The following is a 24,661-nucleotide window of genomic DNA, read 5'->3' on the forward strand; positions in this document are numbered from 1 at the left end:
GGTTTTTATTATGTGATGAATGAATAATATTAACGTGTTGTTTGTACTGTTGTAATAACTTTTTTCATTTGCTCTTCCCAGGAGAGAGACTGTATGGAATTTCGTATATCTATGGGAGAAATATTTAATTTTCTATGAAAATCAATAATTAAATTGATATCAATAGGACTTTCATCTGCCGGAACTTTTAAGATATAGGGTTTGTTTTCAAAATCACTATCTTGTTCCGAGTAGATAAAAGATAATCCACGAGCAGCATATTCCCGGTTTTTTAATGTTTTTATGTTCGTTATACCACTGCGGTGACGGGCAAGGCTACCGATTGCCATGTCAGATTGTTCGAAAAGCAGATCTAACTCTTCACCATGTTTTGCCCCGTGAAGAATTATATATGACTCTAAATGGTGAGTGCTGATTAAGGGTAAAATATCATTACGCTCCCTTTCCCCAAAGAAATCGCCAACAATATGGAAAAATACTTTATAGTCTGGATTTCCCTTATAGTAATTAACGAGACCTTGTACGAGACGGTCGAATCCGTGCCAGTAATGTATTTCCGCTACTCCGATCAAATGAAGTTCATGAAATGTGTCGTTGATATTTTGCTTCAGTTTTATTTTATCGAAATCTATACCATTGGATATTTGAATTGTAGGGGTTCCAAAAATAGATTTATAATCAGAAAAAGTAATAATACGATATAAAGATTTAGCTAAGGTTTTTCTAAAACATTTGTCTATAAACAATATTATCTTTCCGTAAATACTGGAATATTCATTATCGTATGGATAAGTAGGTATTTCCATTACAACACAAATATTGGCTTTACGCATTTTTTTTACCATGTTAATAGTAAAAGGGTTGGCATTATGATCTGAGCGGATATATACAAAATGAATTCCTTCTCGAATCGCATAATCTGCAATAGAATTGAATTCAATTCGTTTTAAAATTTTACTACTGAATCCATGTCCATAATCACTCAATATATTATTATCAATCATCCGGTATTTGTTTCCATCAGATTCTGATAAGTAACAGGTACATACATCTAAATTACATTTTTTTAAAGCATCTACCTGATAACATATTTTTTTACTGATGCCATTTGTTTCACTGAAACCATGGTATATGAGGAATAATACTTTCATTTTTTTATTTTGGATTTGATGAAGTTAATAATATTATATTCTCCTCTTATTTGCACATATGCAACATAAATTATAATGAATACACCGCCTTTTAATAGCAGAGTGGCGTATATAGAGCTTTTATCTGATAGGTAATAGGTCGGTAGTAAGCAAACGATTAATATGCCTGTTAGTAGAATAGGAGATAAAAACTGTTTCCAGAATTTCCAGAGACTTTGCTTAAAAGTGATCTTATACATCCAGATATAGCATTGTATAAAATTGATTGTAAATGTGATACATATACACCATGCAACGGCCTCTAAAGTCTTGAAGAAAAATATACCGGTCAATATACCGATAACGTTGAGCAGGGTGGAGAATACACCACATATAAATAAACTTTTGGTATCATTGGCCGCTTGAAAAATAGACCCGGAGGTCGATAAAATGATCTGTATGCCGACTGATATGGATAGGATTTGAAATATAGGAACAGAAGGCATCCATTGTTCTCCAAAAATGATCAATATGATCTCTTTGGAACAAAACCATAATAATACCGATAAAGGTAATCCAATAAATGCGAGAAAATGAATTACTTTATTGTATGAATTTGATAGTTTTGTCAAATCATTCTGAAAGTCAGAAAATATAGGATGCATTACAGGTGAAATAACATGCGTAATGTTCTGAAGAGGTAACATCATCAGCCGATATGATTTTTCATAGTATCCTAATGCAACCATATCCATATATTTTCCGATCAATAGTTTATCCAGATTGCGACTGAAATAATTGATCACGTTAAACATGAATTGGTAGGCAGAGAAACTAAGAATCTTTTTCACGGATTGTATACCCCATGTTTGAGCTAATTTTTGTGGGTTTTTCCGGAAAGAAATGATAAATAACAATATACTTGACAATATAGGGTTGATGATCAATGCATATAATCCGGCTCCCAAGAGAGCTGCTGTAATGGCCATAACACCTCCGGAGATTTGGATTGTTAAACTTCGGTATGCAATGAATTTAAACTCTTTTTCTTTAAACAATAGTGCATTGGGTATAATATTGGCTGATGCGAAGAATAGATTTAATGATAGTAGTTGGCATATCGTTAACAATGTACCGTTCTTGTAGAAATGAGAGATGGGCCATGAACATAAAAAAAACAGGATGGATATACTGATACCTAACCAGATTGTGAAAGTAAAGATATTACTGAGGTCCTTTTGGGATAATTCCTTATTCTGTATGATTGCCGGTGCTATTCCGAGATCGCTGAATATGCTGAAGAAAGAAATGATCACAGTTGCAATCGCTACTATCCCGAACTCCTCTGGCTCTATAAGACGAGCTAATATCCCTGCTACCACCAGGGATACTATTATTCCCGAATATTTGGCTATCGCGGTATAAAAAACACCGGATAAAAGTTCTTTTTTAGTAGAAGACATATGATTTATTTTTTGAAAAATGATTTAAACAATAAAATCACCAGATTTTTCCCAGAGACGTACTTTGTGTAATCTTTAATACAACGTTTAGTTATATATAAACGATCCTTAAATGAGATTTTATAAGATAGCCATACTGCAGCATTGAGCATTTTAAACAGATGCTTATTGATTATCTCCTGCGCTTCTACATGATTGGATGTATAAAGTAATAACTTATCAGTAATGATGAAGTAACTATCCATGTTTCTCAATGAGAATTTACTCGTCATAATTGAATCGTGGCGAAGTCTTCTCTTGAAAAAGTCCTCATGTATGCACATTACCCTTTCTGCCTGCAAATATAATAAGGTCGTAAATAACTGGTCTTCATGAATAATACCAGGTAGAAATCGAAGATTTATGCTTTTTAGAAATTCTGTATTTATAATATTCAAACATGCAGACGGAGTATATGTTCCACTCTCAGTTAAAATACTGAATATTTGTATACCCTTGTATATTATATTCGAATTCGTACAACCTTTATGTTGATAATTGATGTTGAAGTCAAATTCTGTATCTTTATTTAAAATGTCTGCATCAAAAAAAATAAAATCTAATGAATTTTCTTCACATTTGAGTAAGCATGATTCTAATGTTTCCGGTTCGAGATAATCATCGCTGTCCATGAAATATAAGTACTTCCCATTTGCAAAGTCAATACCTACATTACGGCTGGCAGATAAACCTCGATTTTCTTGGTTATAAACTTGTATGCGATAATCTTCTTTAGATAAATCCTGGATTATAGACAGACTGTTATCTGTTGAACCATCATTAATAATAATAATTTCTATATTCTTTAATGTTTGGCTCATTATAGATCTCACAGCCTCTTCTACATATTTTTCTGTATTGTAGACAGGAATTATAACACTTACTTTGGGAGATTTCATGATCATATGTTTATCGTAGATTTTATAAATCTTTCAATCCATAACTTTTTGAGAACCAAAAATCATTAGGGTTATTGATATCGAATTCTTTTCTGACGCCTCCAAAATGATCTTGTATGATTTCTATCCCTGGTCCATTATTCCCCTCAATGAGAACCGGACCTGACTCAGAATATGCAATATCCCACCCAATGTATTTTATAGGAGAATATTTTAATGCAACATCTTTTGCAAATTTTATAATTTCATTCCAAAATGGAATTTTGTAGTTGCTAAATAAAAATAGGGTATCTGGATGTTTTATATATGTTTTTCGATCGTCGGCAATTGCTTCATCCCCTAATAATCCTGATTCTGAATTTATTTTAATGTAGATACCTCCTGAACTGGCATTATCAATCTGCATGCCTCCACACCCCATACGTAAAAGAGAAAAAATAATTTTAGGCTCTTTGCCTTGATTATATTCTGTTATTATACGAAATGTATTTATAGCGTATGGATATATTTTGTTTATATCCATATGTTGATTTACCCCTTCTTGAACAATATAATTGTTTTTTGCTATTTCTGATATGTAATTTTCATCTAAAGGTGTATTGCTACTACTATCTAAAAAAATGTTGTTATTTTTGTTGAAAACTTTAATGCCTTTTCCCCCAACACCAAATGTTGGTTTTACAAATATTTTATTTGCATTTGATTTTTGGATTAGGTTATAGCATTTTGTTGTGTTTATGAAATCTAACGAAGTGGATAAAATAGTGTTGTTTTCAGTGAAAAATAATGTGTTGGGTTGTGATATCTTTAATCCTACATTTACAATATGCATAAGTTTTTTATCCTCACATAAAATATTTCTATCTTTAAATGATTTAGGAAATAGTAAATAATATGCAAAAAAATCAGGTATGTAGTCTTTCATTTCTTCGATACTTAAAGTACAATCTTTTTTGTATAAATTGTATCTGAAATATTGAAAAGGATAGACGTTCCAATATTTTTTTAGTATTCTCATTTCATTCTTAATGGTATTTGCACTTTTTTTTTCTTCGCATGACATATACATATCTAAATATTTCGTATAGTAGTTGCGATAATAATCTCGGTGCGATTTTTCTGAATTCACTTTTATAAAGTAATACAGATATTCTTTGATGCTTTTCATCACTTTTCAGTATTAATCCATTTATTTAATTGAAAATTAAAATGCTTTATAACTTTAGCCGGATTACCGACAGCAACCGAATAATCAGGAATATTTTTTGTTACAACACTACCTGCTCCTATTTGACATCTTTTCCCTATATGTACTCCTGCTACTATAACAGAGTTTGCTCCTATATGAGAATCATCTTCGATGATAACATCTTTTTTTACCAAAGGTTGCTCATTAGAATCATGATTGCCGTCTTCATATCCATGATTAAAACCGGAAATGAATACATGTTGTCCCAGACCTACTTTATTTCCTAACTTAACAGGACCAATTACAACTGATCCTATGCCTATTCTTGCATTATTACCAATGATGACATCGCCAGCACCATTGTTAATGGTGGTGAAATCTTCTATTAGTGTATTAGTTCCTACTGTGAACTGATTCCAGGGAAAGACATCGATCCTTGATTTGCTTTTCCGAATGGTTGCTCCTTTTCCTTTCTTATGAAAAAAGGGATTTACAAACCACTTTACCCAGAATCTGGGTTTAGGATTTTTGGGGGATGATATTAAAAATAAAACGAAATGCTTTAATGTCTCATTTTGTTTTATCTTTTGTTTAAGGCTATTATTCATGATGTTATTTTAAAATATTCCGATAGATTTCCAATAATGACAAAGCCGTATTTTCCCAGGAAAATTTGTTTACTCGTTGTAATCCGTATTCAACCTGCCGGATATAGTAGGAATGATCATTTTCCAGTTGAAGTAATTTAATAGTAATATCTTCTTCATTGAATGGATCAGCCTGTATGCCTTCTTCTCCCGCAATTTCCGGCATCGCGGATGTGTTTCCAGTAATCACGGGTGTTCCACACGCCATAGCTTCAAGCATGGGAATGCCGAAACTTTCTCTGAGTGAAGTATATAGAAATGCATATGCTCCGTTATATAGGTACGCCAGATCTTTATTGGGAATATATCCCGGATAGTATAGATAAGGTTTGATATCTTCTATCCCTTGTTCTTTCAATATAATATCCAATTTATCTTCTTTTAAATCAGCGATCAAGAGAGGACGTTTTATTTCCGATCTCTTTAAATACAAGCTATAGGCTTTTAATGTGCGTGGAACATTCTTTTTAGGATCTGTATTTCCAAGAAAAAAGAGATATTCGTTCCCTTTTATATATTTTCCTGTAACGGACGATACATCGGATATCGGGCGGAAGTGCCGGCTATATCCGTTATATATCGATGTTATTTGGCTATCGGGTAGAAGCAATGCGCTTTGAATGCGGTTACGTTCAAAATTAGAAACTGTAATAATCTTCTTGCATTTAGGTAAAATGCGAGGAACGACTAACCGGCGGTAATACCACCCCATATTTTGATAGAATGATTTGTTGCCGCTTTGCCGTGGTTCCAGAAAGATGATATCGTGTAATGTGAGTATCAATGGAACCGGGCAATAGATAGGAGCTGTGTTACTTGTACAATGCAGTAAATCTGCTTTTATTTTTGCTACGGCACGAGGTAAAGCCACCTGTTCCCAAAGAGGATATGTGGGGCAGTTTACCTCTATAATATGCATGTTGGGAGTTTCCTCCAGACAGCGGTCTTCTCCAGGACTTACAAAAATATAATACTCATTTTCTTTGTCTACTTTTTGTAATTCCCGTATGCTTTCTAAGGCAACAAAGTCCATCCCATGTTTGTTTGGACGAAATATGCGTTGTGCTTCAATGGCTATTTTCATATCTAACAGTGTGTTTTGTATGAATAAAATGTTTATTACCTCCCCTTAATCGAAAAAGATTGAGAAACATTAAAAAAAACAATACCGGCAAACTGATAATCGCCTTTTTGAATTGTTTGTCTACTAAATAATCAGGAACAGCCAAGCTGAAAGTTATACCAATAAAAAGTAATAACCCCCACCATTTAATTGATAGAAATATATTGATAACACTTAAGAAACAGGCGATAAGGATAACAAAACCTAATAGTAGGATGCGGGGAGGCATCATCCATTGGAATAATTTATCACAGTAATCCCATTTCCCTCTTAATATAGCCCCCGGTAATTGGGACATTCCTGAAAACAAATTATAAAATTGGGTAGCTAACCACCGACGTCGTTGATTATAGAATTCTTTTTTACCTCTTACTTTTTCATCAAAAGTATATACATCTTCCAGATACTCTATATATATATTTTGTAAGAGTAATTTACGCTCCATATGTTTATCTTCACCTACCTTATCAATCCCCTGGATTAGGTTTTTGAATAAGGTGTATTCGAAAGCCATACCGGATCCGCTTAATCCGGAAGAAAAACCGAGACGTGTATGTCCTTTTCTAAAGATAGAATTATTGATTTCTTCGCTGACAGCATCAAGGACTGCTGTATTTGTATCCCGGTTTTTGGCAACTCGGTGTGTCTGTATAGCTAAACATCCGGAATAAAAAGCATCATTGATTTTGTCTAAGAAGTCAGGTTTTACAATATTATCAGCATCAAGGACTACAACCATATCAAATGATAGTTTTTCTTGTTCAATATATTCAATGGCTTTTTCCAAAGCATAGATCTTGGTATTTATCGGATCCGATATTTGAGTGACTTTAGCAGTTATTTCTTTTAATTTAAGAATTGTTTTTTCCTGCATTTGATCTGAAACAACAATTACATCATATAATTCTCTAGGATAATCTTGTCTGAGAAATGATTGAACAGAATCAATGATTACTTCATCTTCCATATAAGCAGGAAACAATATAGCATATCGGCATTGTTTATTAGCTTTAGGGTAAGTATAAGGAGCTTTCTTTTTTGAATAAGCAGCAAATATGAATAGATATAAAACCGCTATCAGAAAAAGTAAAAAAAGGATGGCATCGATAAGCAGGAATATATATTCTTGTTTATCTATCCAATTGTTCTTTATATTAAATAATAATTCTATCATATTTCTATCAACTAAAGGTTTGTATAATTACTAAGTTCTTTGTCAAAATACTTTCCATTTAAAATAAAACTCATACCCATGAAAGCAATGACCATTGTTGGAAATTGTCCCCAAAATGAGTTTCCATATGCGCTCATAAACATACCAAATATGGCACATAGCCAGCCTGTTAATATCCCTTTAAGTTCCGGATCATGTATATTGAACATTAAAATCCATGATCCACGGCCTATAGTAATAAGAACCATTCCCATATATATGATCAAACCGATTATTCCTGTTTCAACCCATACCTTAACATACCAGGAGTCTGTAGGTATAGAAGTTGTAAAGCGTTTGGATAGTTTTACCCCCAAACCATCACCGGATAATCCCAGGCCCTCTCCAAATGGTTTATATTTTAGATATTCCTTTAATTTCCTTTGGTTTTCTTTACGGACGATGTATGAAGCATCTTCACTTGGTTTAAACGCTGTTCTCATTCTTCTGATCGATGAATTACTTTGTCCGATCATCGTAAAAGCGAAAAATACATAAACTAGGGCTAAAGAGATGCTTCCTAGTATTATTGATCGCGTTTGTTTGCTCACAACAGTATAGAGTGCTATTCCAGCCAAAGGGACAATTATGGCTCCCCGGGTGCCGGAAAGCATCATAGTATATAAAGAAACAATAGCAACAATTACATAGTAAATCTTGAGTGTTCTATTTCTTATATATAAAGATGCTATACCTAAAACAATACCTGCACCTCCCATATTTGATCCCATATTACTGGCATCCGTGAAAAATGAAAAATAGCGTATTCCGGAATGTATTAAATGAGTGGTTGCACCTCCGTTATTGAGCCATCGGGTTTCAAAAGTATCAAAGCCTACATATTTTTGCATAAAAGTTTTCAGTATCGCTAATACTGTGAAAAGTGAATAAGTGAATAAGATGGCTTTCAATATTTTGTATTTGGTGCATAATAAAGAAGTTATAACTGTGATGATTAATCCGTTAATAATTAATCCTCTGGATAAAATCCAACCATCCAATAGCGCACTTGGATTCATAATTTCCAAAATACAATAGGATGCCCATAGCAATGAAAATGCACTTAATAGGTGAAAACATCTTTTCCATTCGATATTGTGATAGAGTGCGCTTTGTATAATAATCAGTATGAGGGTCAAAACATATAATATATCCATAATTATACTTATTCCTTCTATCGGTATATAACGAGTGATCCCAAGTATGAAATAATTGATAGTAAAGATGATGAATAGCATTAATTGAGGATATCTCAAAATTAAAATTCCTCCGGTACATATAAAAGGAAATGTTATAATTACTGCAAACAGAGGTATGTTCATGGATAATAAGGCCATAAGAATACCAACTAACCCTACCAATATTAAAAGATAGAGAAGTTTAACGGAACGAGTTTCGCCAGGTATGTAATTACTGTTATCCATGTTATTCTCCAATTGCAGAGTTTTTTGCTGTTAATCCCATATAAATAATACGGTTTGAAAGTGAACGAATAGAGGTTTCCGGGGGTAATTGACCGGTAAAGTCTTCTACAGCTTCACGTGAAGCATTATTCAAATAGAGATATAATGGTTTGTCCTGAGCCATATCATGTAGATATTTCACAAACTCTTCATCACTGTTTTTCCATACTCTGCGAGCATTGGCAATTAAGAGATTAACATCTGCTTTGTTTAACAGATTAACCGGTAGGCTATTATCTTTAATTGCAGGGTATTCTAATAAGATTATGTCCGGATGGTCGTTATCTTTTATGTAAGAATCGATTTCTCCTGAAGATAAATATGTTGCGTCAATCGGAAAATCTATTCCTGCAACCAAGTGCTTGACATTGAATCCAATTTCCTTCCAATATTCTGTTATATACTGGCAGACGAAACTTTTACCTTCTTTTCTATCTATACTTAATATATTGATATGGAACGTATGACCTTTTTTCATATATTGCATCAGTCGGTTACAAGTATAGGCAGCTGAAATTCTGTTGCATGCTTTTATGAATCCTCTGTATTTTAATTGTTGATTGCCTGTAAATGCTCCTAAAACGATCATTTTGGTAAGTCTTCGGGCACGTTCTGCATCCCGTAAAGTTCTGTCTAATAATTCGACTATCAAATTAAGACCAATAATGAATATTATGCTTCCGGCAAATGCAGCAATGATCAGTAGCATTCGTTTGCTTTTATCACTAAACAAAGGGAATGCAGGCTCCGAGATGGTATTCAATGTTGCAGTGGTAAGCTGCAGGTTCTTTTGTTTCATCTTTGCCATATTCAGAGCATGTAACACTTGTAAATAAGATTCTTCGGTAACATGGATTTCACGTTCTTGCCTGTTGATTTGTGTTCCGACAGGAGAATATGTTTTATATTGTTCCGCAAATTCTTTTTTTCTTTGATCCAATATTTTTAATTCAGCTTTGGCTTTTATGTTGATGATCGTTTGTGAGAGCCATTCGTTGACTAAACCGTCAATTGAAAGACCTTCTTTACTTTCTTTGTAGTTATTTATTTGTTCTGTTAATGTTGCAACTTTTTTCTCGGCATTTTTTAATTCTTCTTTGTATTTCAATAGTTCCAGATCATCATTTTGGGCTTCTTCCGTAGTGAAAATTTCAATTTCGGTGATTTTACCGTTTATTTTTGAAATATCTTCTAATGCTTTGATAAATTCATCATTTGCTTTTACCAGTTTGATACGGATTTTCATATATTCTTCAAGACCTTCTATTAACTGTGAAGAACTATTTATCCTGCGGATAACTTCTTCGTGTCTATTTTCAAAATCAGCAAATGAACCGGCAATTGCTTTTGTTTGTTCCTGATAATTGATTACGCTATTTTGAATGTTATAATCTGTTAGTTCGTTTTCAAGTTTATTCAATTGCTCGCGCAGCCTTTTTTGCTCATTCTCATAGTATTTTACGATGTCATCAGCTGTTTTATATTTCAGTTGATTATATGAAATACGTAATTCCTCACTGATCAGTTTTACGGTTGTTAATGTGATTCCCGGGTCTGTAGAGGTATAAGCAATATCGATTAAGTCACTGTTACCTAAACGTTTTACAATGATTTGGGATAATGATCCGTAACTATAGTACGGGGCGAACCCATTAAATAATCTGTATAAAAAATTATGCGTATCGCCTTGTTTATATTTTTCAAGATTGTTTACTGTTTTCTCAAATGAATCTTTGTCGACCAGGTTCAGGACTTCCTTGGGCACAAGTGTAATCAAGTTTTGGTAGTTTTTAGCTGATATATATTTATTATCGATATTAGCATCCCCATTAATCAGGTTAGTAGCCAGTAATTTCATAGATACAGTTTCTAAAGTACCTTTTGATTTGGTTAGATTTACCAGATTATCGAACGTATTGTTCACACTCATCCAATCCGGTTTACTTTCGCTTTCTAATCCTGTATTTGATGTAATACCTGTATATATAGATGTATTTACAGTATATTTCTTTTGCATAAATTGCGTAAAGTAGGCAACTAATGCTGTCACGACAAGTGAACCCAGTATTAGTTGGTAACGGATACGATGTAGAAAACGGGATATATAGAGTGTGATATCCATAAGTTATCTATTTATGATCTTTACGTTTGTAAGCATTTCTAACAGAGTGACTGCATTATGCAAGGTAGTTCGTCCTTCCTGATAAAGAATAATAGCATTTGTTCGTCTTCCTTTTTCTATAGAAAGTTCGCCTATTCCAATTTTCCCATTGATGAAGTCTTGCTCGGATATTTTCATTTGAGCGCTATATAGTGCAGCTGCGTCAGACTTCGCTTTTAAAGTTGCTAAAGATTGTAGAACATCATTGTATGCTTCTAATATCTTCAACTTTCGTTCCTCGATCGACATTTCATATTCATAATCCAGTTGACGAAAATGTGCTTTTTTTGCTCTTATCTTTTGCTTACGACTAAATAGATCGCCAAAAGGAACTGAAATGGAGAAACCTGCGCTGTATGTACTTTGATTGCTGCCCAGACTGGTCGTGAACATAGGATCGTCCACTGTTTCTGTTGATGATAATTGGACAATTCTTCCATATTGGTATTGTCCATATATTCTGAAATAGTCCAGCCATTCCCTTCTTGATATTTTCATCTCAGCGTTGGCTTCTTCTCGTTTTGCTTCATAAATTTTAATAGAAGGATGATCGTAAACAGATTGTAAAAAGACAGAAAGAGGAGGTAACTGAATCCGTTCATAATCGTCCAGCATTGCTTGTATGGAGTCGTTGTTAACCATAGTAGTGACTTCTACCGTAGTTGCCTTATTAAAATAGTTGCTTTTATTTTTCTGGCAGAAACAGTAGGAAGTATTTATCAGTAATAATATAATGAAAATGTTTTTCATCAGCTTAGAGTCTCTATACATCTTCCTTTTGAATGAATGCCGTAAATGTTTTGATAATGATCATCATATCCATACGGAAAGAAAATTCTTTCGCATACTTGATATCCAGAAGCTTTCGTTCTTCAGCGGACATTTTTCCTGCACCTCCGCGTTTTTCTACCTGCCATAAGCCGGTTAGGCCGGCAGGAGCCATAAAGCGGTTTACATATTCGTCGCTTGTGAGTAATTCGGCTTCGTATAAAGGAAGCGGTCGGTTTCCTACAACTGACATGTCACCCTTTAAAATGTTGAATAGCTGCGGGAGTTCGTCTATGCTATATTTTCTGATGAAATGTCCCACACGAGTGATTCGCGGATCGTTTTCCAGTTTGAAGAAAGCATTCGAACGCTCTGTGCGTTTGGTTTTCAGATAATCGTTTTCGGATGTACTTAGATTATCTGAGAATAAAAGTATATCCTGTTCAATATTGCCGGAAGTGGCTTGCAGAGGATCCTCTGCAGCGGACGAAGAGTTGTTTGACTCTTCGTCCGCTATTTTTTTAGTGTATTGATTCAGTTTCTGATACTCTGCAAGTCTTTTGTCTGCGTCCGCATACATGGAGCGGAACTTATAAAAATCGAAAATTTTGTAATTACTGCCTACACGTTTCGACTTGTATACGACTTTTCCTCTACTTTCAAAAAGTATCGCTAATGCCGTTGTTATGAGTATGGGGGATAAACAAAGGATCGCTGATCCGGCAGCCAGAATATCGAATGAACGTTTCCATACCGGCAAATGAAATTCAGCCAGAGATGAAATTGGGTTATCTTTTCTGGATTTCTCTTTTTCTTTGAAATCGATGACGACGGACAATAACTTTTGCATGTCTTCTTTTGAGGTCTTTTTTGAGATCATGCAATCGATACCTGCTCTCAGATAAGGTATTTTCTCTTCTTTACGTAATGGCTCGCTTATTAAAATGATATAGAGAGCCGGATACATTTTATGAAGCTGGGTGATGGTCGGTATATCCGTTAATATATCCTGTCTTTCCACAAATACGCAAAAATCAACCTCATTGATAAGGGTGAGATTTGATTTTAACTGTTGGAAAGTGAGACATTCGGAAATCTTGCATTGCAGAGTTTCTCGTAGGTGAGTTGCTAAAGGAATATTATTCCCCCAAAAGATATATTCCATACTAATGTCGTTTTTACCCTGGTGTTTAAGTACTTATCTCAAGAGTCTCTTAACCCTGACTCTCAGTTCTTCAGGATTAAAAGGTTTCAGAATGAAATCTTCTGCTCCTTCTTCAAAAAGACGGATTCTGTTAGCGCTACTTTCAACGCTAGAGAGGATCAGTACCGGAATGTGATTGAAAAGTTCGTTTGCCTTTAAATAGCACAAAAATTCTTCTCCGCTCATCTCTGGCATATTCAAATCGGATATAACTCCGTCAGGAATATTACCTTCATTAAGCCATGCTATAGCTTTTATCGGATTTTCTTTATATGTGACTTCATACAATGAAGACAAATACAGCATTATAATCTTTGCTATTTCCGGCTTATCATCAACCAATAAAATTGACTGTTTCATGTTTTTTCTTATACTAGTGCTTTTTTTGTATGCTTCAATGCACAAAATTAAAATAATTATTTAATAAAGAGTATAAAAATCAAAGGTTTTTAATGTGGAATAGTCTTTTTCTCAAAGAATGATATATGTGGAAATTATTCTTTAAGTTTGCAAGGCGAAATGTAGTCATTATTTTGAATTGATAAACAAAGAAATGAATATACCTTTTAAAGCATTAAATATAAGCGCTATACTTGTTTTGTTGTTGTCCGGATGCCAGCCGGAAATGCCTGTTACGTCATCGATAGTGATTGATATGGACGGTTTTTCTGTTCCTGTGAATAAAAAATTGTATGGAGTAACAATAGAAGAGATAAATCATGCTATCGACGGCGGATTGTATGCGGAGATGATACAAAATCGTAGCTTTGAAGAGGGAGTGCCTCCTTTGAACTGTCCGTATGATGCAAAACGAAATGTTTTAAGTACTCCGAACGGATGGACAATTCCTTTTATTCGTTCCGATTCATTGCCCGGATGGCGAAAAATCTCATCCAATACCAGTATGTGGCCTGACGGACAGGAATTGATTAATGATAAGAATAAGCGATCTTTACTGGTCTCTGTTGCTGCCTCCTCGGAGTCGGGACGAGGAGGAGTCGCTGCAACGGGTTATAATGGACTTTCCATACGTAAGGGAGAAAAATATGAGTTGTCTTTATTCCTGAAAGGCGGTTCGATGATTCCTAAAAAAGTAAGTATATTTATCGGTGATTCCGTGATAGGGGCACCGTTAAGTGATATTTTTAATGTGTCTCCGATATATGAATGGAGAAAATATAAACACACGTTCACGGTTTCAGAAAACACCGATAATGCCGTTTTAGCAATTACTGCCGATACTTCCATTGTATTCTGGATGGATATGGTTTCTTTATTTCCTCAAAAAACATGGAAAGACAGACCTAATGGTTTGCGTCCTGATCTGATGGAGATGATCTCTGCGCTCAATCCTCAGTTCATTCGTTTTCCGGGAGGCAGTTTTGTTGAAGGATATACAGCCGGGACATATCCGGTCTGGCATGAAACGATAGGTGATATCTCTACGCGTAGGAATTTCTGGAATATTTGGGCCTATGGTTCGACGAATGGGATGGGATATCATGAATATCTGCAGATGTGTGAAGATTTGAATGCAGAACCGCTCTATGTGATAAACAGTGGGGTTACCAGTCAGAGCAGACGTCCGCGTTATGAGGATATTACGGCAATGAATAAGTTAGTACAAGATGCATTGGATGCCATCGCTTATGCCAATCAACCGGCTGATTCGACATTTGGTGCTATGCGTGCAAAGAATGGGCATCCGGCACCTTTTGATCTGAAATACATAGAGGTCGGTAGTGAAAACTATGGACAGGAATATTCCAAGCGTTTTGATCTGTTTAAAAAAGCGATCAATGAAGCTTATCCGGAAATTACCGTGATCAAAAGTTCTTTTATTTCAGGGAAAAACAGAACAGAGTGGACGGATTACCATTTCTATTCCGGTGAGGACTTTCTGATCGCGAATCATAACAGGTATGAAACCGGACAATATCTGAGAAGATTCCCTGCTGTATTCATCGGAGAATTCAGTATGGGAGATGTTTCTTTGCAGGGAACGTTACGGGCTGCAATAGGAGAGGCTTGCTTTCTGCTGGGGGTAGAGAACAGTCCGGAAGTTGTAAAACATCTGGCTTATGCACCTGTATTGGGAAATGTGAATTATGACTTCCAGAGATATCCGGCTATTTCATTTAATAATAACAGTGCTATAGGGTCGCCTTCTTATTATATGCTGAAGATGTTTTCGGATAATCGGGGTGATGATCTGTTGAAAACGGAAATTAATACGTACAATAAGCCACAGGTGACGTTCGGATATACCGGAATCGATTTGTTTGATAATAGTTATGACTTTGATGATGTGAGGATCGATGGAAAACCGGTAACGGAAGCTATGGTCCGGACCGGTGGCTGGAAAGTGAATAACGGAACTTTAACACCTGATGCCAACCGTTGGAACTATGTTCTGATGGGGGATTCTGCAGCCCATGATTATACTTTCTCTATGAAGCTAAGAAGGAATAAAGGGAGCGGACCGGTTCAGCTACGTGTGCGGGATAATGGAAAGAATGGAGAAGCGAATGACCATATTGCCGTTTCCATCACTCCGGGTTCCTGTGAGTTCTACCGCTCATCGGGTGCTGTTAAAGATACGTTGCGCTCTCCTAAAGCATATTCTTTTGAGAGTAATCGCTGGTATGATGTGAAAGTCGTTTGTAAAGATGAAACAGTTAGCTGTTATGTGGATGGTGTATTGTTGCATGAGGTTGTATTGCCTCCTCTGCCTTCACTTGTATCCGTAGCGACTTTGGATAAAGAGACTGATACGATCATACTGAAAGTGGTCAATACGACACAGCATGAAGAAAAAACAGAGTTGAATATAAAAGGTGCCGGTGTTAAGAATGATGCTGAGATCCTTCAGTTAGCGGGAGATCCTTCGGCTCGTAATACATTTAAAGATCCTACAAGGATTATCCCGGTATCGAAAAATGTATCTTTCTCATTAGGGGGACCGATGGTTTATTCCTTTCCGCCTAATTCGATCACGATAATGAAGCTGAAGATTGATTAAGAATAGGCCTCTCGAGTCCTCGGATGGTTGAAAAACGTTTAAAGTCGACTCCCGAGGCTTCGGAAACCGACTTTAAATGGTGAAAGTTCGTTTCCGAGGTCTCGGGAGATCGTTTTCAATGGTGAAAGTTCATTTCCGAGACCTCGGGAAGTCACTTTCACCATAAAAAAATGCTTCCCGAGATCTCGGAAAGCATTTTTCAACGTTTGACCGGGGTTTTCGAGACCCCGGAAGATATTTTCAATTAATGAACCAGCATTTCTGGAGTGATGCGAGTGAATTTCTCTGCATCGGCTTTACGTAATTTTACGCTACCGTCATTCCAGTTAGAAGGCCATCCGCCGATGATATGTCCAAGGAATACAACCTTGATCTCGTGTAAACCGGCTGCTAAAGCAACAGATGTGTCGTGACGAGAGAAGCGTTTTACTTCACCGCCGTTGTTGATAAGCAGTTTGCCGTCGATCCAGACTTCTTCATTGTCTGAAGAAATATAATAAACGCCATCTTCCGGAATATTTACATAACCGGTAGCAACGGCAGCATACTGTTTTACACCTCTCATCGACTCGCTACTCTTAACGACACTGGTAAGTTCACGAAGATCTTTCATTGTAGACTTCTTCCATTCCTTCACATCTGCCAGTTTCGATGATTCAAGGAACATGCCGTCAGTAACCTGCATTTCCAGTCCCGGAGTTGTTTTAGCAACTTCCTTAGCCGGAGCCAATGCCTGTTTTTCAACGGTGATCGTACGAGTCTTGCTCATTTTACCGGAAGGCAGAACAGAGCGGATCTTCAATATACCTGATTCGGTGAATTCGATAGGAGCTGAGTAGACCGTAGATTCTGCAGTCGGTTCTGTTCCGTCGATCGTATATACCACTTTGACAGGGCGTGTAGTCTTAAATTCAAGAGAAGCCTTATCTGTGAATGCAACAAAGTTAGAAGAACCGTTCGGTTGTTCCGGTTGCGGGATCTGGTAGTTGATGTTGTGTTCATCCAGACGAACCAATGCATTGTCCAGTCTACGTTCAAAATCTTTGTAATCTTTGCGATTCAGCGGACTCCATCCGATTTCGGATAAAGCAAGCATACGAGGATACATACGGTATTCCATCAGATCTGTATTATACATGTATTCAGACCAGTTATTACACTGAACACCTTTGATATGTTGTGCTTTGCCTGTTGCGACCAGTGTATCGGGGACCGGATTGTAGTTATATACTTTCTCGATTGTGGCATATCCGCCGATAGTAACCGGCTCGATCTTGGAATCTCCCTGGTATTGGTCGAGATACATACCGGCACTTCCCGGAGTCATGATCACATCATGTCCCATGTTAGCTGCAGCGATACCTCCGGCTTCACCACGCCATGACATGACAGTTGCAGAAGGAGCGAGTCCACCTTCCAGGATCTCATCCCAGCCAATGATCTTTTTGCCATGTTTTTCGGCCAGATATTTTTCCATCCGTTGTACGAAATAGCTTTGCAGACGTTCTTCTGCGCTATGTTCTTTAGTCCCTTTCAGACCTTCTTCCTGGATCCTTTTCTGACAAAGCGGACATTCTTTCCAGCTGATCTTCGGGCATTCATCACCACCGATATGGAAGTATTCGCTGGGGAACATCGGAGCGATCTCATCAATCACATCTTCCAGGAACTTGAATGGTTCTTCTTTGCCTGCACACATAACGATGTCTTCAACACCCCAGATGATACGGGGAGTACCTTGTTCGCCTTTGCAGGACAGTTCCGGATAAGCAGCGATAGCGGCCATTTCGTGTCCCGGGAGTTCCAGTTCAGGAATAACGGTGATAAAGCGGTCTGCGGCATATTTTACAACATCCTTAATCTCTTCCTGTGTATAGAAACCACCGTATTCGGTTCCTTCACCTTCGATACGTTTTGCACCGATCTCTGTCAGCTTCGGATATTTCTTGATTTCGACACGCCAGCCCTGGTCGTCGGTCAAATGCCAGTGCATTGTGTTTACTTTGAATAAAGACAAAACATCGATTTGTTTCTTTACGTTCTCGACAGGGATAAAATGACGGCAAGGATCCAGCATGAAACCACGATAAGCGAAGCGCGGTTCGTCTTTTACCGTTACGCATGGAGTTGTCCATGCGATACCGTTTACAACAGCCGGACTTTCGATCTCTGCAGGCAATAACTGCATGAAAGTCTGCATACCATAGAATAAGCCTTGAGGAGTTTTGGCTTTTACGGTTACGCCGTTGGTGGTAACGTCCAGTGTGTAGCCTTCGTTATTTACGTCTAACGCATCGTCGAGTACGAGCGAGATTCCGTTAGAAACAGCCTGGTCTCCGACAGTGGTCTTATAACCTGTTGCCTGGTTGATCTTTGAAGCAAAATACTCGGCAATGACTTTTGCCTCCGGGGTGGAAGCCTGGAAAGCCATATTCTTACCTACTTTAAAGACCCCTTCATTCTGGGTCAGACTTACAGGCGTCGGAATAACATTGATACCCTGATTGTAAGGCATCTGCTTAGTTGGCCCTTCACTGCATGACGCAAGTATACAAAGTGCTGCGCCGGCACACATTGAAATGAGCTTCTTCATGTTCAAGAATAAGTTTATTGATAATTGTGAATTTTGTTTTTCGTAGGGGCGGCCCTAGCGGTCGTCCCGGTATTTATCCCGGTTAAACAGATATTTTTGCCGCTTATACGGTTTATATATAATATAATGTATAGGAGCGCGAGTGAACGCAACTCCTATACATTGTGTTTTACCATGCGAAGATTGGATATTCTTTCATGATGCTGTTTACTTTTTCGCGAACAGCAGTGATTGTTTTATCACATTCCGGTGCAGAAAGAACTGTGTCGATCAATTCAACAATTTCAGCCATTAACGGCTCCTTCGCACCACGAGTCGTGATAGCCGGAGTACCTACGCGGATACCTGAAGTCTGGAAAGCAGAGCGGCTGTCGAACGGAACCATGTTCTTGTTTACAGTGATATCTGCAGCAACCAATGCTTTTTCGGCTACTTTACCAGTCAGTTCGGGGAACTTCTTGCGCAGGTCGATCAGCATGCTGTGGTTATCCGTACCATCAGAAATGATTTTATATCCTTTGTCGATAAAAGCCTTAGCCATAGCAGCAGCATTTGCTTTAACCTGAGCCTGATAAGTTTTGTATTCAGGTTCCAGTGCTTCACCGAAAGAAACGGCTTTAGCTGCGATTACGTGTTCCAGAGGACCTCCTTGGATACCCGGGAATACCGCAGAATCCAATAGTTGAGACATTTTCTTGATCTCGCCTTTGGGAGTTTTCTTTCCCCATGGGTTTTCGAAATCTTTACCCAGAAGAATGATACCGCCACGCGGACCACGCAATGTCTTATGTGTTGTAGAAGTTACGATGTGAGCATATTCCAGCGGATTGTTCAGCAAACCTGCAGCAATCAGACCGGCCGGGTGGGCCATGTCGATCATCAATAATGCGCCTACTTTATCAGCGATTTCGCGCATACGTTTGTAATCCCATTCACGTGAATAAGCAGAACCGCCACCGACGATCAGTTTCGGTTTTTCACGAAGTGCTACTTCTTCCATCTGGTCGTAATCGACACGACCGGTTTCTTCTTTTACATTATATTCTGTTGCTCTATATAAGATACCTGAACTATTTACTGGAGAACCATGTGAAAGGTGCCCGCCATGAGCCAGATTCAAACCGAGGAATGTGTCCCCGGGATTAAGAACTGCCAGGAATACAGCAGCATTTGCCTGTGCTCCTGAATGAGGTTGAACGTTTGCCCATTCAGCATTGAAGATTTGTTTCAACCGTTCGATAGCAATCGTCTCGCTTTGGTCTACTACCTCACAACCACCATAATAGCGCTTGCCGGGATAACCTTCGGCGTATTTGTTGGTCAGACAGCTACCCATGGCTTGCATCACCTGGTCGCTCACAAAGTTTTCAGAAGCAATCAGCTCGATTCCTTTTAACTGGCGCTGATGTTCTTTCTCAATGATGTCGAAAATGATCTTGTCTTGTTTCATTACATGTAAAATTGGTTATTGCAATGAGCTCTCTACTTGCTATTTTAGAGAGAATCGTCGCAAATTTACGATAAATATCTGTATATATAGCTAAATTGTTATCAAAATATAATTATAATCTGGAAATAATGAGCAAGTTATATTTATGGGATTGAGGATCATTTTCCCGATAATTTCTCTATTTTTGACCGTTCCCTTACAGGGGATTATTTGTTTTGTATATAATAATACATTTTAAGTTATGAAAGAGAATAAGTATGATGATGAGAAGTTCTTTAGTCAATACAGTCAGATGTCGCGCTCTGTAAGTGGGTTGAAGGGGGCAGGAGAGTGGCATGTGCTGAAGAAGATGCTGCCGGACTTTCAGGGTAAACGGGTGCTCGATCTGGGATGCGGATTCGGTTGGCATTGTCTTTATGCGGTGGAACATGGAGCTATTTCGGTTGTAGGTATTGATATTTCGGAAAAGATGCTGGAAGAAGTACGGAAAAGGAATGCTTCTCCTTTAATCGAATATAAATGCATGGCAGTGGAAGATTTTGATTATGATCCTGATACGTTTGATGTGGTTGTCAGTTCGTTGACATTTCATTATCTGGAATCATTCGATACGATTTGTCGCGATGTTCACAGGTGTTTACCACAAGGAGGTTCGTTTGTTTTTTCTGTCGAGCATCCTGTTTTTACAGCGTACGGCACACAGGATTGGCAGTATGATCAGGAGGGTAAAATCCTTCATTGGCCCGTAGATCGTTATTTTACAGAAGGAAAGCGGAATGCTGTCTTTTTGGGTGAAGATGTCGTGAAATACCATAAGACATTGACAACCTATGTAAATGGTTTAATAAAGGCCGATGATGTTGTTGGTGTCGGCGGTAAAGAAGTAGCATAGAAAATATCATTCGGATGGTGTAACTATATATAACGGATAGTACTGTTGTGCCATCCGTTATGTAAAAACCTGATAAGAGCAAGGCGCGTTTTTGTTACGGGTTCAAATTTAAAACATTCCCTGATCGGCTGCTTTCCCAGGCAGCCTCGATCAGGCGTATTACATTTATCACTCCACGGGCATCACTTAGCAGTGTCTCTCCCTTACGGATATGCTGGTAAATGTTCTCGTAAAAGGCACCGTAATTACCCGGAATACTCGGATATCTCTCCTGCATATTCAGGCCGTTCTTTTCTGTATGCAACAATCCCCAGATTTCGGGATCTTCTTCTCCCCAATGCGGCGTGTTAGGCATTAGGCCGTTTGTCAGGTCGGCTTCCTGTCTGTCGAGGCCATATTTGACGAATGATCCGTCTGTCCCGTGCAGCGTGAACCGCGGCTCCCGTTCGCACATCAGGTAGCTGGCTTTTAAGGTAATTCTCACGTCCGGTGCTTTTGACGGCCTTAATAAATGAATAATGAAATAATCATCGACCAACCCATTGTCACGTAGAACCGCAATATCGGCAAAGACGGCTTCCGGCATACCGAATAACTGTACCGCCTGATCTATCAGATGTGCTCCCAGATTATAAGTTATTCCGCCTCCGGCTTCGCCTGTTTCCTTCCAGGTCCCTTGTTTGATGAAATTACGGAAACGGGGAAAGGTTGATTCGAACTCAACCAATCTGCCCGTTAATTTTTTATCCAATATCTCTTTAACCGTTAGAAAATCGCTGTCCCAGCGTCTGTTTTGGTAGACGCTTAATGTCAGACCTTTTTCTGTAGCAAAAGTTACCAACTCGTTCGCCTCTTCTACAGTTTGTGTAAATGGCTTTTCTACGATCACATGCTTGCCGGCTTCGAGTACGCGACGGGCATAGTCGTAATGGGAGCTGTCGGGAGTGTTGACAACGATCAGTTCCAGGTCGTTCATATCGAGCAACTCATCAAAACTGCGGGCAATATGTGTTTCGGGATAACGCTCTTTTGCCAGGTTTTTGCTGCGTTCTGTGATAGCCGTTAAATCAAAGTGGGGATTCGTGCTGATAAACGGCGCATGGAAAACTTGTCCTGACATTCCGTAGGCCGCTAATCCGGTTTTTATCTTATCCATAGTTGTTTCTTTATGCATTGTTAGAATCTTGTTTCTTATGTATTCGGTTGAATATGATCCCAATCGGCTCCGTTATTAGCTCCGATGATCCAGTTGAAAGCATAATGACGTTCCATGACGACTCCTCCGTCGAGTGAGGCAGGCGCTTCTTTACCATGAATACGTGCGTCCACGCAAGCCCAGTCATAACGTAATGTCATATCGGCGGCATCCAGTATTTCAGTTTCGGGGCGTGCAAATCCCTTGGAAAGTAGATCTTTGATACCTTTATGTTGCCAGAATATGGCAGCAAGGACGGGGACGTCGATGATAGTGGAAGGATAAGACAGATCGTCTACCACACCAGCAGCCCAAAGCAATACGCCACAACATTCATACCGCCATCCGAACTGTATACATTCTTGTTCTTCCGGTTCCGGGTTATTGATATATGCAGCTTCATGGGGTGTAATATATGATTTTACTCCGTATAATTCATCCATTTTATTAAAATAGGAGAGTGCTGCTTCCCGGTCGGAGTCTTCCGATAACATCACTTCCGAATAAACCGCAACGGCGAATAATGCCGCCGCCCGTTTCACCATTTCTTCGCGGCTTCTCAGTTTAACTTCGCTTTCCAGCGCCTCGCTGTGTAAATGTTCCATATAAGGAATATTTCTTGCTTCAAGGAGTGCTATAGAACGTAAACGTCTTTCCACATCAGCCGGAGCCTCTTCCGGGCGGTTCGCATCCAACAGGTCTGCGTTGCCGATCGGGATAAACTCCGTCAGTTGGCTTTCACCCTGGATAGAGAACAGTAGTTTCCCCTCTTTCGTATATATCTGCATACTAGGATAGAGCAGGAAGCCGTTCACATCGTTGGCGACGGCGAAAAGGCAATTGATGATATAGTTCGTCCGGTCTTCGTTATCATCGACTTCGAATGTAATACCTGTTATACAGTTGAATACGCGGATTTGACGCAGCACATTTTCTTTCAGTTCGACCAATGGTGTCTGGGCGGAAGCGAAATAGTTGGCCATGCCGGCTGTATGCGATGCGATAAAGTCCGGTTTATCCTGTTGATGGCTGATGTTGAAAGTGATGTTAGAGTCGTCTGCAAGTGTCAGGATGATAGCTCCGTTTTCTGATGTAAGCTCTTTTGTCATCTCTTTGAACCGATCCCGGATAGAGGTTACGATACGGTCCGGATTGCCGATTACTGTGTATAACGTGATGTTTGCTTTTTCCATTATTTTGTTGTTTATATCCGTTTGATAGCCGGATGATGATTCTCTTGTACAAAAATAATAAAATAAAGGTATTTTGTAGTGTTGCTGTTGTGTCTTTATTTAAGTTTATCGGGTGGTAGAGATGGATTAACTGTGTTGTGTATACCGGCCGCTGCTAACACCAATATTATGTTTTAGATTTCGATCTGTGTGTATGTTTTGTATTTCAAATGAAGAAGACTGAAGGAGAATTGAATTCCTTATAAAGTTATACCGGTTATTTCATAGGGGTGAATTTATTGTTTCATTATAATGAAACAGTTGTTTCTCCTAAGTGAAACACTTGTTTCTACACAATGAAACACTTTCAAGGTGTAGTTTAACGATTTTAGTTGACTACTTTCTGTCTAATCAATAAAAAGGGTTGTCCCTTTTGTTGTTTATTTTTGAAAGAGGTTTACTCTCTAATTATTTGCCGGCAAAAATAATCAAGAGTATATCTATTATCTTGCGTTAGGATTCCACATGTACTTTATTAACATCATATTTAAAAGGCATTTTTAACGCCGCTAGCACTAAGACTGTTCCGATGATAAGCATCGCAATACTTTCCGTTCTGTAAGACGGACTATTGAATATACCATACAAAGCCATAAAAATAGTAATCACGGAGCTTAATCCCAGAGGTATGGATAAGATGGTAGCCAGGCTTTTCTTTTTCCAGAAAAATTGTCCGATAAGGCAAATAAATAAAGGAAGTACCCAGCATACGAGCAAAATATCCCATATATCCATTGATTGCGAATTGATGACGCCTCTTGTACTTCCAATAAGCAATGATCCGGTTGAAACTATAAAAATAATTTCTTGCCAAAACTTAAATACCGATTTTAATGATTTCATTTCTTATATGTTTAAAGTTAATAATTACTTTCTTGATGTATTAAACGTTGGTTTATAGATGTTTATTGTGTTATTCGAAGAATTAGAGTAAAACAGTGATTTGGGTAAAAATATATGTAATATAGGTACAAGTTA

The 24,661-nt window shown here is 37.9% G+C and carries 18 protein-coding genes and 1 pseudogene; 2 read left to right on the plus strand and 17 right to left on the minus strand.

Going from position 1 to position 24,661, the window contains the following annotated elements; translation table 11 throughout:
• Positions 1–29: 29 nt before the first annotated feature.
• From DWX23_RS00120 to DWX23_RS00175, 12 genes are read right to left on the minus strand one after another with little or no spacing between them, the layout of a single operon-like run.
• Positions 30–1,151, minus strand: a complete 1,122-nt coding sequence (locus DWX23_RS00120) for a glycosyltransferase (protein ID WP_122372956.1) — start codon at positions 1,149–1,151, stop codon at positions 30–32.
• Positions 1,148–2,593 (minus strand): lipopolysaccharide biosynthesis protein, encoded by a 1,446-nt coding sequence (locus DWX23_RS00125; protein WP_122372957.1) that lies wholly within the window; start codon positions 2,591–2,593, stop codon positions 1,148–1,150. The genes DWX23_RS00120 and DWX23_RS00125 overlap by 4 nt, the downstream gene beginning before the upstream one ends.
• 5 nt (positions 2,594–2,598) lie before the next feature.
• On the minus strand, positions 2,599–3,531 hold the full coding sequence (locus tag DWX23_RS00130; protein WP_122373454.1) for a glycosyltransferase: 933 nt from the start codon (positions 3,529–3,531) through the stop codon (positions 2,599–2,601).
• Between the two features lie 22 nt (positions 3,532–3,553).
• Positions 3,554–4,699 (minus strand): sugar-transfer associated ATP-grasp domain-containing protein, encoded by a 1,146-nt coding sequence (locus tag DWX23_RS00135; protein ID WP_122372958.1) that lies wholly within the window; start codon positions 4,697–4,699, stop codon positions 3,554–3,556.
• Positions 4,699–5,328 carry a DapH/DapD/GlmU-related protein gene (locus DWX23_RS00140; protein ID WP_122372959.1) on the minus strand — a complete coding sequence of 210 codons (630 nt, stop codon included), beginning with the start codon at positions 5,326–5,328 and terminating at the stop codon, positions 4,699–4,701. Before DWX23_RS00140 ends, DWX23_RS00135 begins: the two co-directional genes overlap by 1 nt.
• Positions 5,329–5,332: 4 nt before the next feature.
• Entirely contained in the window at positions 5,333–6,451 is a 1,119-nt protein-coding gene (locus DWX23_RS00145; RefSeq protein WP_122372960.1) for a glycosyltransferase family 1 protein, read from the minus strand.
• On the minus strand, positions 6,435–7,664 hold the full coding sequence (locus tag DWX23_RS00150; RefSeq protein ID WP_122352693.1) for a glycosyltransferase family 2 protein: 1,230 nt from the start codon (positions 7,662–7,664) through the stop codon (positions 6,435–6,437). Before DWX23_RS00150 ends, DWX23_RS00145 begins: the two co-directional genes overlap by 17 nt.
• 11 nt (positions 7,665–7,675) lie before the next feature.
• The gene (locus DWX23_RS00155) at positions 7,676–9,127 is read right to left on the minus strand and encodes an O-antigen ligase (RefSeq protein ID WP_122372961.1); all 1,452 of its coding nucleotides are present in this window, start codon (positions 9,125–9,127) and stop codon (positions 7,676–7,678) included.
• Between the two features lies 1 nt (position 9,128).
• Positions 9,129–11,288: a hypothetical protein gene (locus DWX23_RS00160; RefSeq protein WP_122352695.1), complete on the minus strand. Its 2,160-nt coding sequence runs from the start codon at positions 11,286–11,288 to the stop codon at positions 9,129–9,131.
• A 3-nt stretch (positions 11,289–11,291) separates the two neighbouring features.
• The gene (locus tag DWX23_RS00165; protein ID WP_122373455.1) at positions 11,292–12,077 is read right to left on the minus strand and encodes a TolC family protein; all 786 of its coding nucleotides are present in this window, start codon (positions 12,075–12,077) and stop codon (positions 11,292–11,294) included.
• 13 nt (positions 12,078–12,090) lie between these two features.
• Positions 12,091–13,260 carry a sugar transferase gene (locus tag DWX23_RS00170; protein ID WP_308425743.1) on the minus strand — a complete coding sequence of 390 codons (1,170 nt, stop codon included), beginning with the start codon at positions 13,258–13,260 and terminating at the stop codon, positions 12,091–12,093.
• A 33-nt stretch (positions 13,261–13,293) separates the two neighbouring features.
• A complete protein-coding gene (locus tag DWX23_RS00175; protein ID WP_122352696.1) occupies positions 13,294–13,659 on the minus strand; it encodes a PleD family two-component system response regulator in 366 nt (121 codons plus the stop codon).
• Positions 13,660–13,852: 193 nt separating this feature from the next.
• Between DWX23_RS00175 and DWX23_RS00180 the strand changes: the two genes are divergently transcribed.
• Positions 13,853–16,321, plus strand: a complete 2,469-nt coding sequence (locus tag DWX23_RS00180; protein ID WP_122372962.1) for an alpha-L-arabinofuranosidase C-terminal domain-containing protein — start codon at positions 13,853–13,855, stop codon at positions 16,319–16,321.
• Between the two features lie 244 nt (positions 16,322–16,565).
• Here the strand turns inward: DWX23_RS00180 and DWX23_RS00185 are convergent, their stop codons facing one another.
• Both DWX23_RS00185 and glyA read right to left on the minus strand, forming a co-directional pair.
• A complete protein-coding gene (locus DWX23_RS00185; RefSeq protein ID WP_122352698.1) occupies positions 16,566–18,914 on the minus strand; it encodes a family 20 glycosylhydrolase in 2,349 nt (782 codons plus the stop codon).
• 169 nt (positions 18,915–19,083) lie between these two features.
• The gene (gene glyA, locus DWX23_RS00190; protein WP_122352699.1) at positions 19,084–20,364 is read right to left on the minus strand and encodes a serine hydroxymethyltransferase; all 1,281 of its coding nucleotides are present in this window, start codon (positions 20,362–20,364) and stop codon (positions 19,084–19,086) included.
• Positions 20,365–20,605: 241 nt separating this feature from the next.
• Between glyA and DWX23_RS00195 the strand changes: the two are divergent.
• Positions 20,606–21,214 (plus strand): annotated as a pseudogene (locus DWX23_RS00195) (class I SAM-dependent methyltransferase); the annotation flags it as partial.
• Positions 21,215–21,350: 136 nt separating this feature from the next.
• On the opposite strand, the gene DWX23_RS00200 reads toward DWX23_RS00195, so the two are convergent.
• The 3 genes from DWX23_RS00200 to DWX23_RS00210 all read right to left on the minus strand — a co-directional run bounded on the left by DWX23_RS00200 (position 21,351) and on the right by DWX23_RS00210 (position 24,526).
• Positions 21,351–22,412 carry a Gfo/Idh/MocA family oxidoreductase gene (locus DWX23_RS00200; protein WP_122373457.1) on the minus strand — a complete coding sequence of 354 codons (1,062 nt, stop codon included), beginning with the start codon at positions 22,410–22,412 and terminating at the stop codon, positions 21,351–21,353.
• Between the two features lie 35 nt (positions 22,413–22,447).
• Positions 22,448–23,644 carry a DUF4272 domain-containing protein gene (locus DWX23_RS00205; protein ID WP_122352700.1) on the minus strand — a complete coding sequence of 399 codons (1,197 nt, stop codon included), beginning with the start codon at positions 23,642–23,644 and terminating at the stop codon, positions 22,448–22,450.
• Between the two features lie 492 nt (positions 23,645–24,136).
• Positions 24,137–24,526: a hypothetical protein gene (locus tag DWX23_RS00210; protein WP_122372964.1), complete on the minus strand. Its 390-nt coding sequence runs from the start codon at positions 24,524–24,526 to the stop codon at positions 24,137–24,139.
• Positions 24,527–24,661: the final 135 nt, after the last annotated feature.

Origin of the sequence: Parabacteroides sp. AF18-52 (assembly GCF_003479145.1) — a bacterium.
GTDB classification, from domain to species: domain Bacteria; phylum Bacteroidota; class Bacteroidia; order Bacteroidales; family Tannerellaceae; genus Parabacteroides; species Parabacteroides faecis.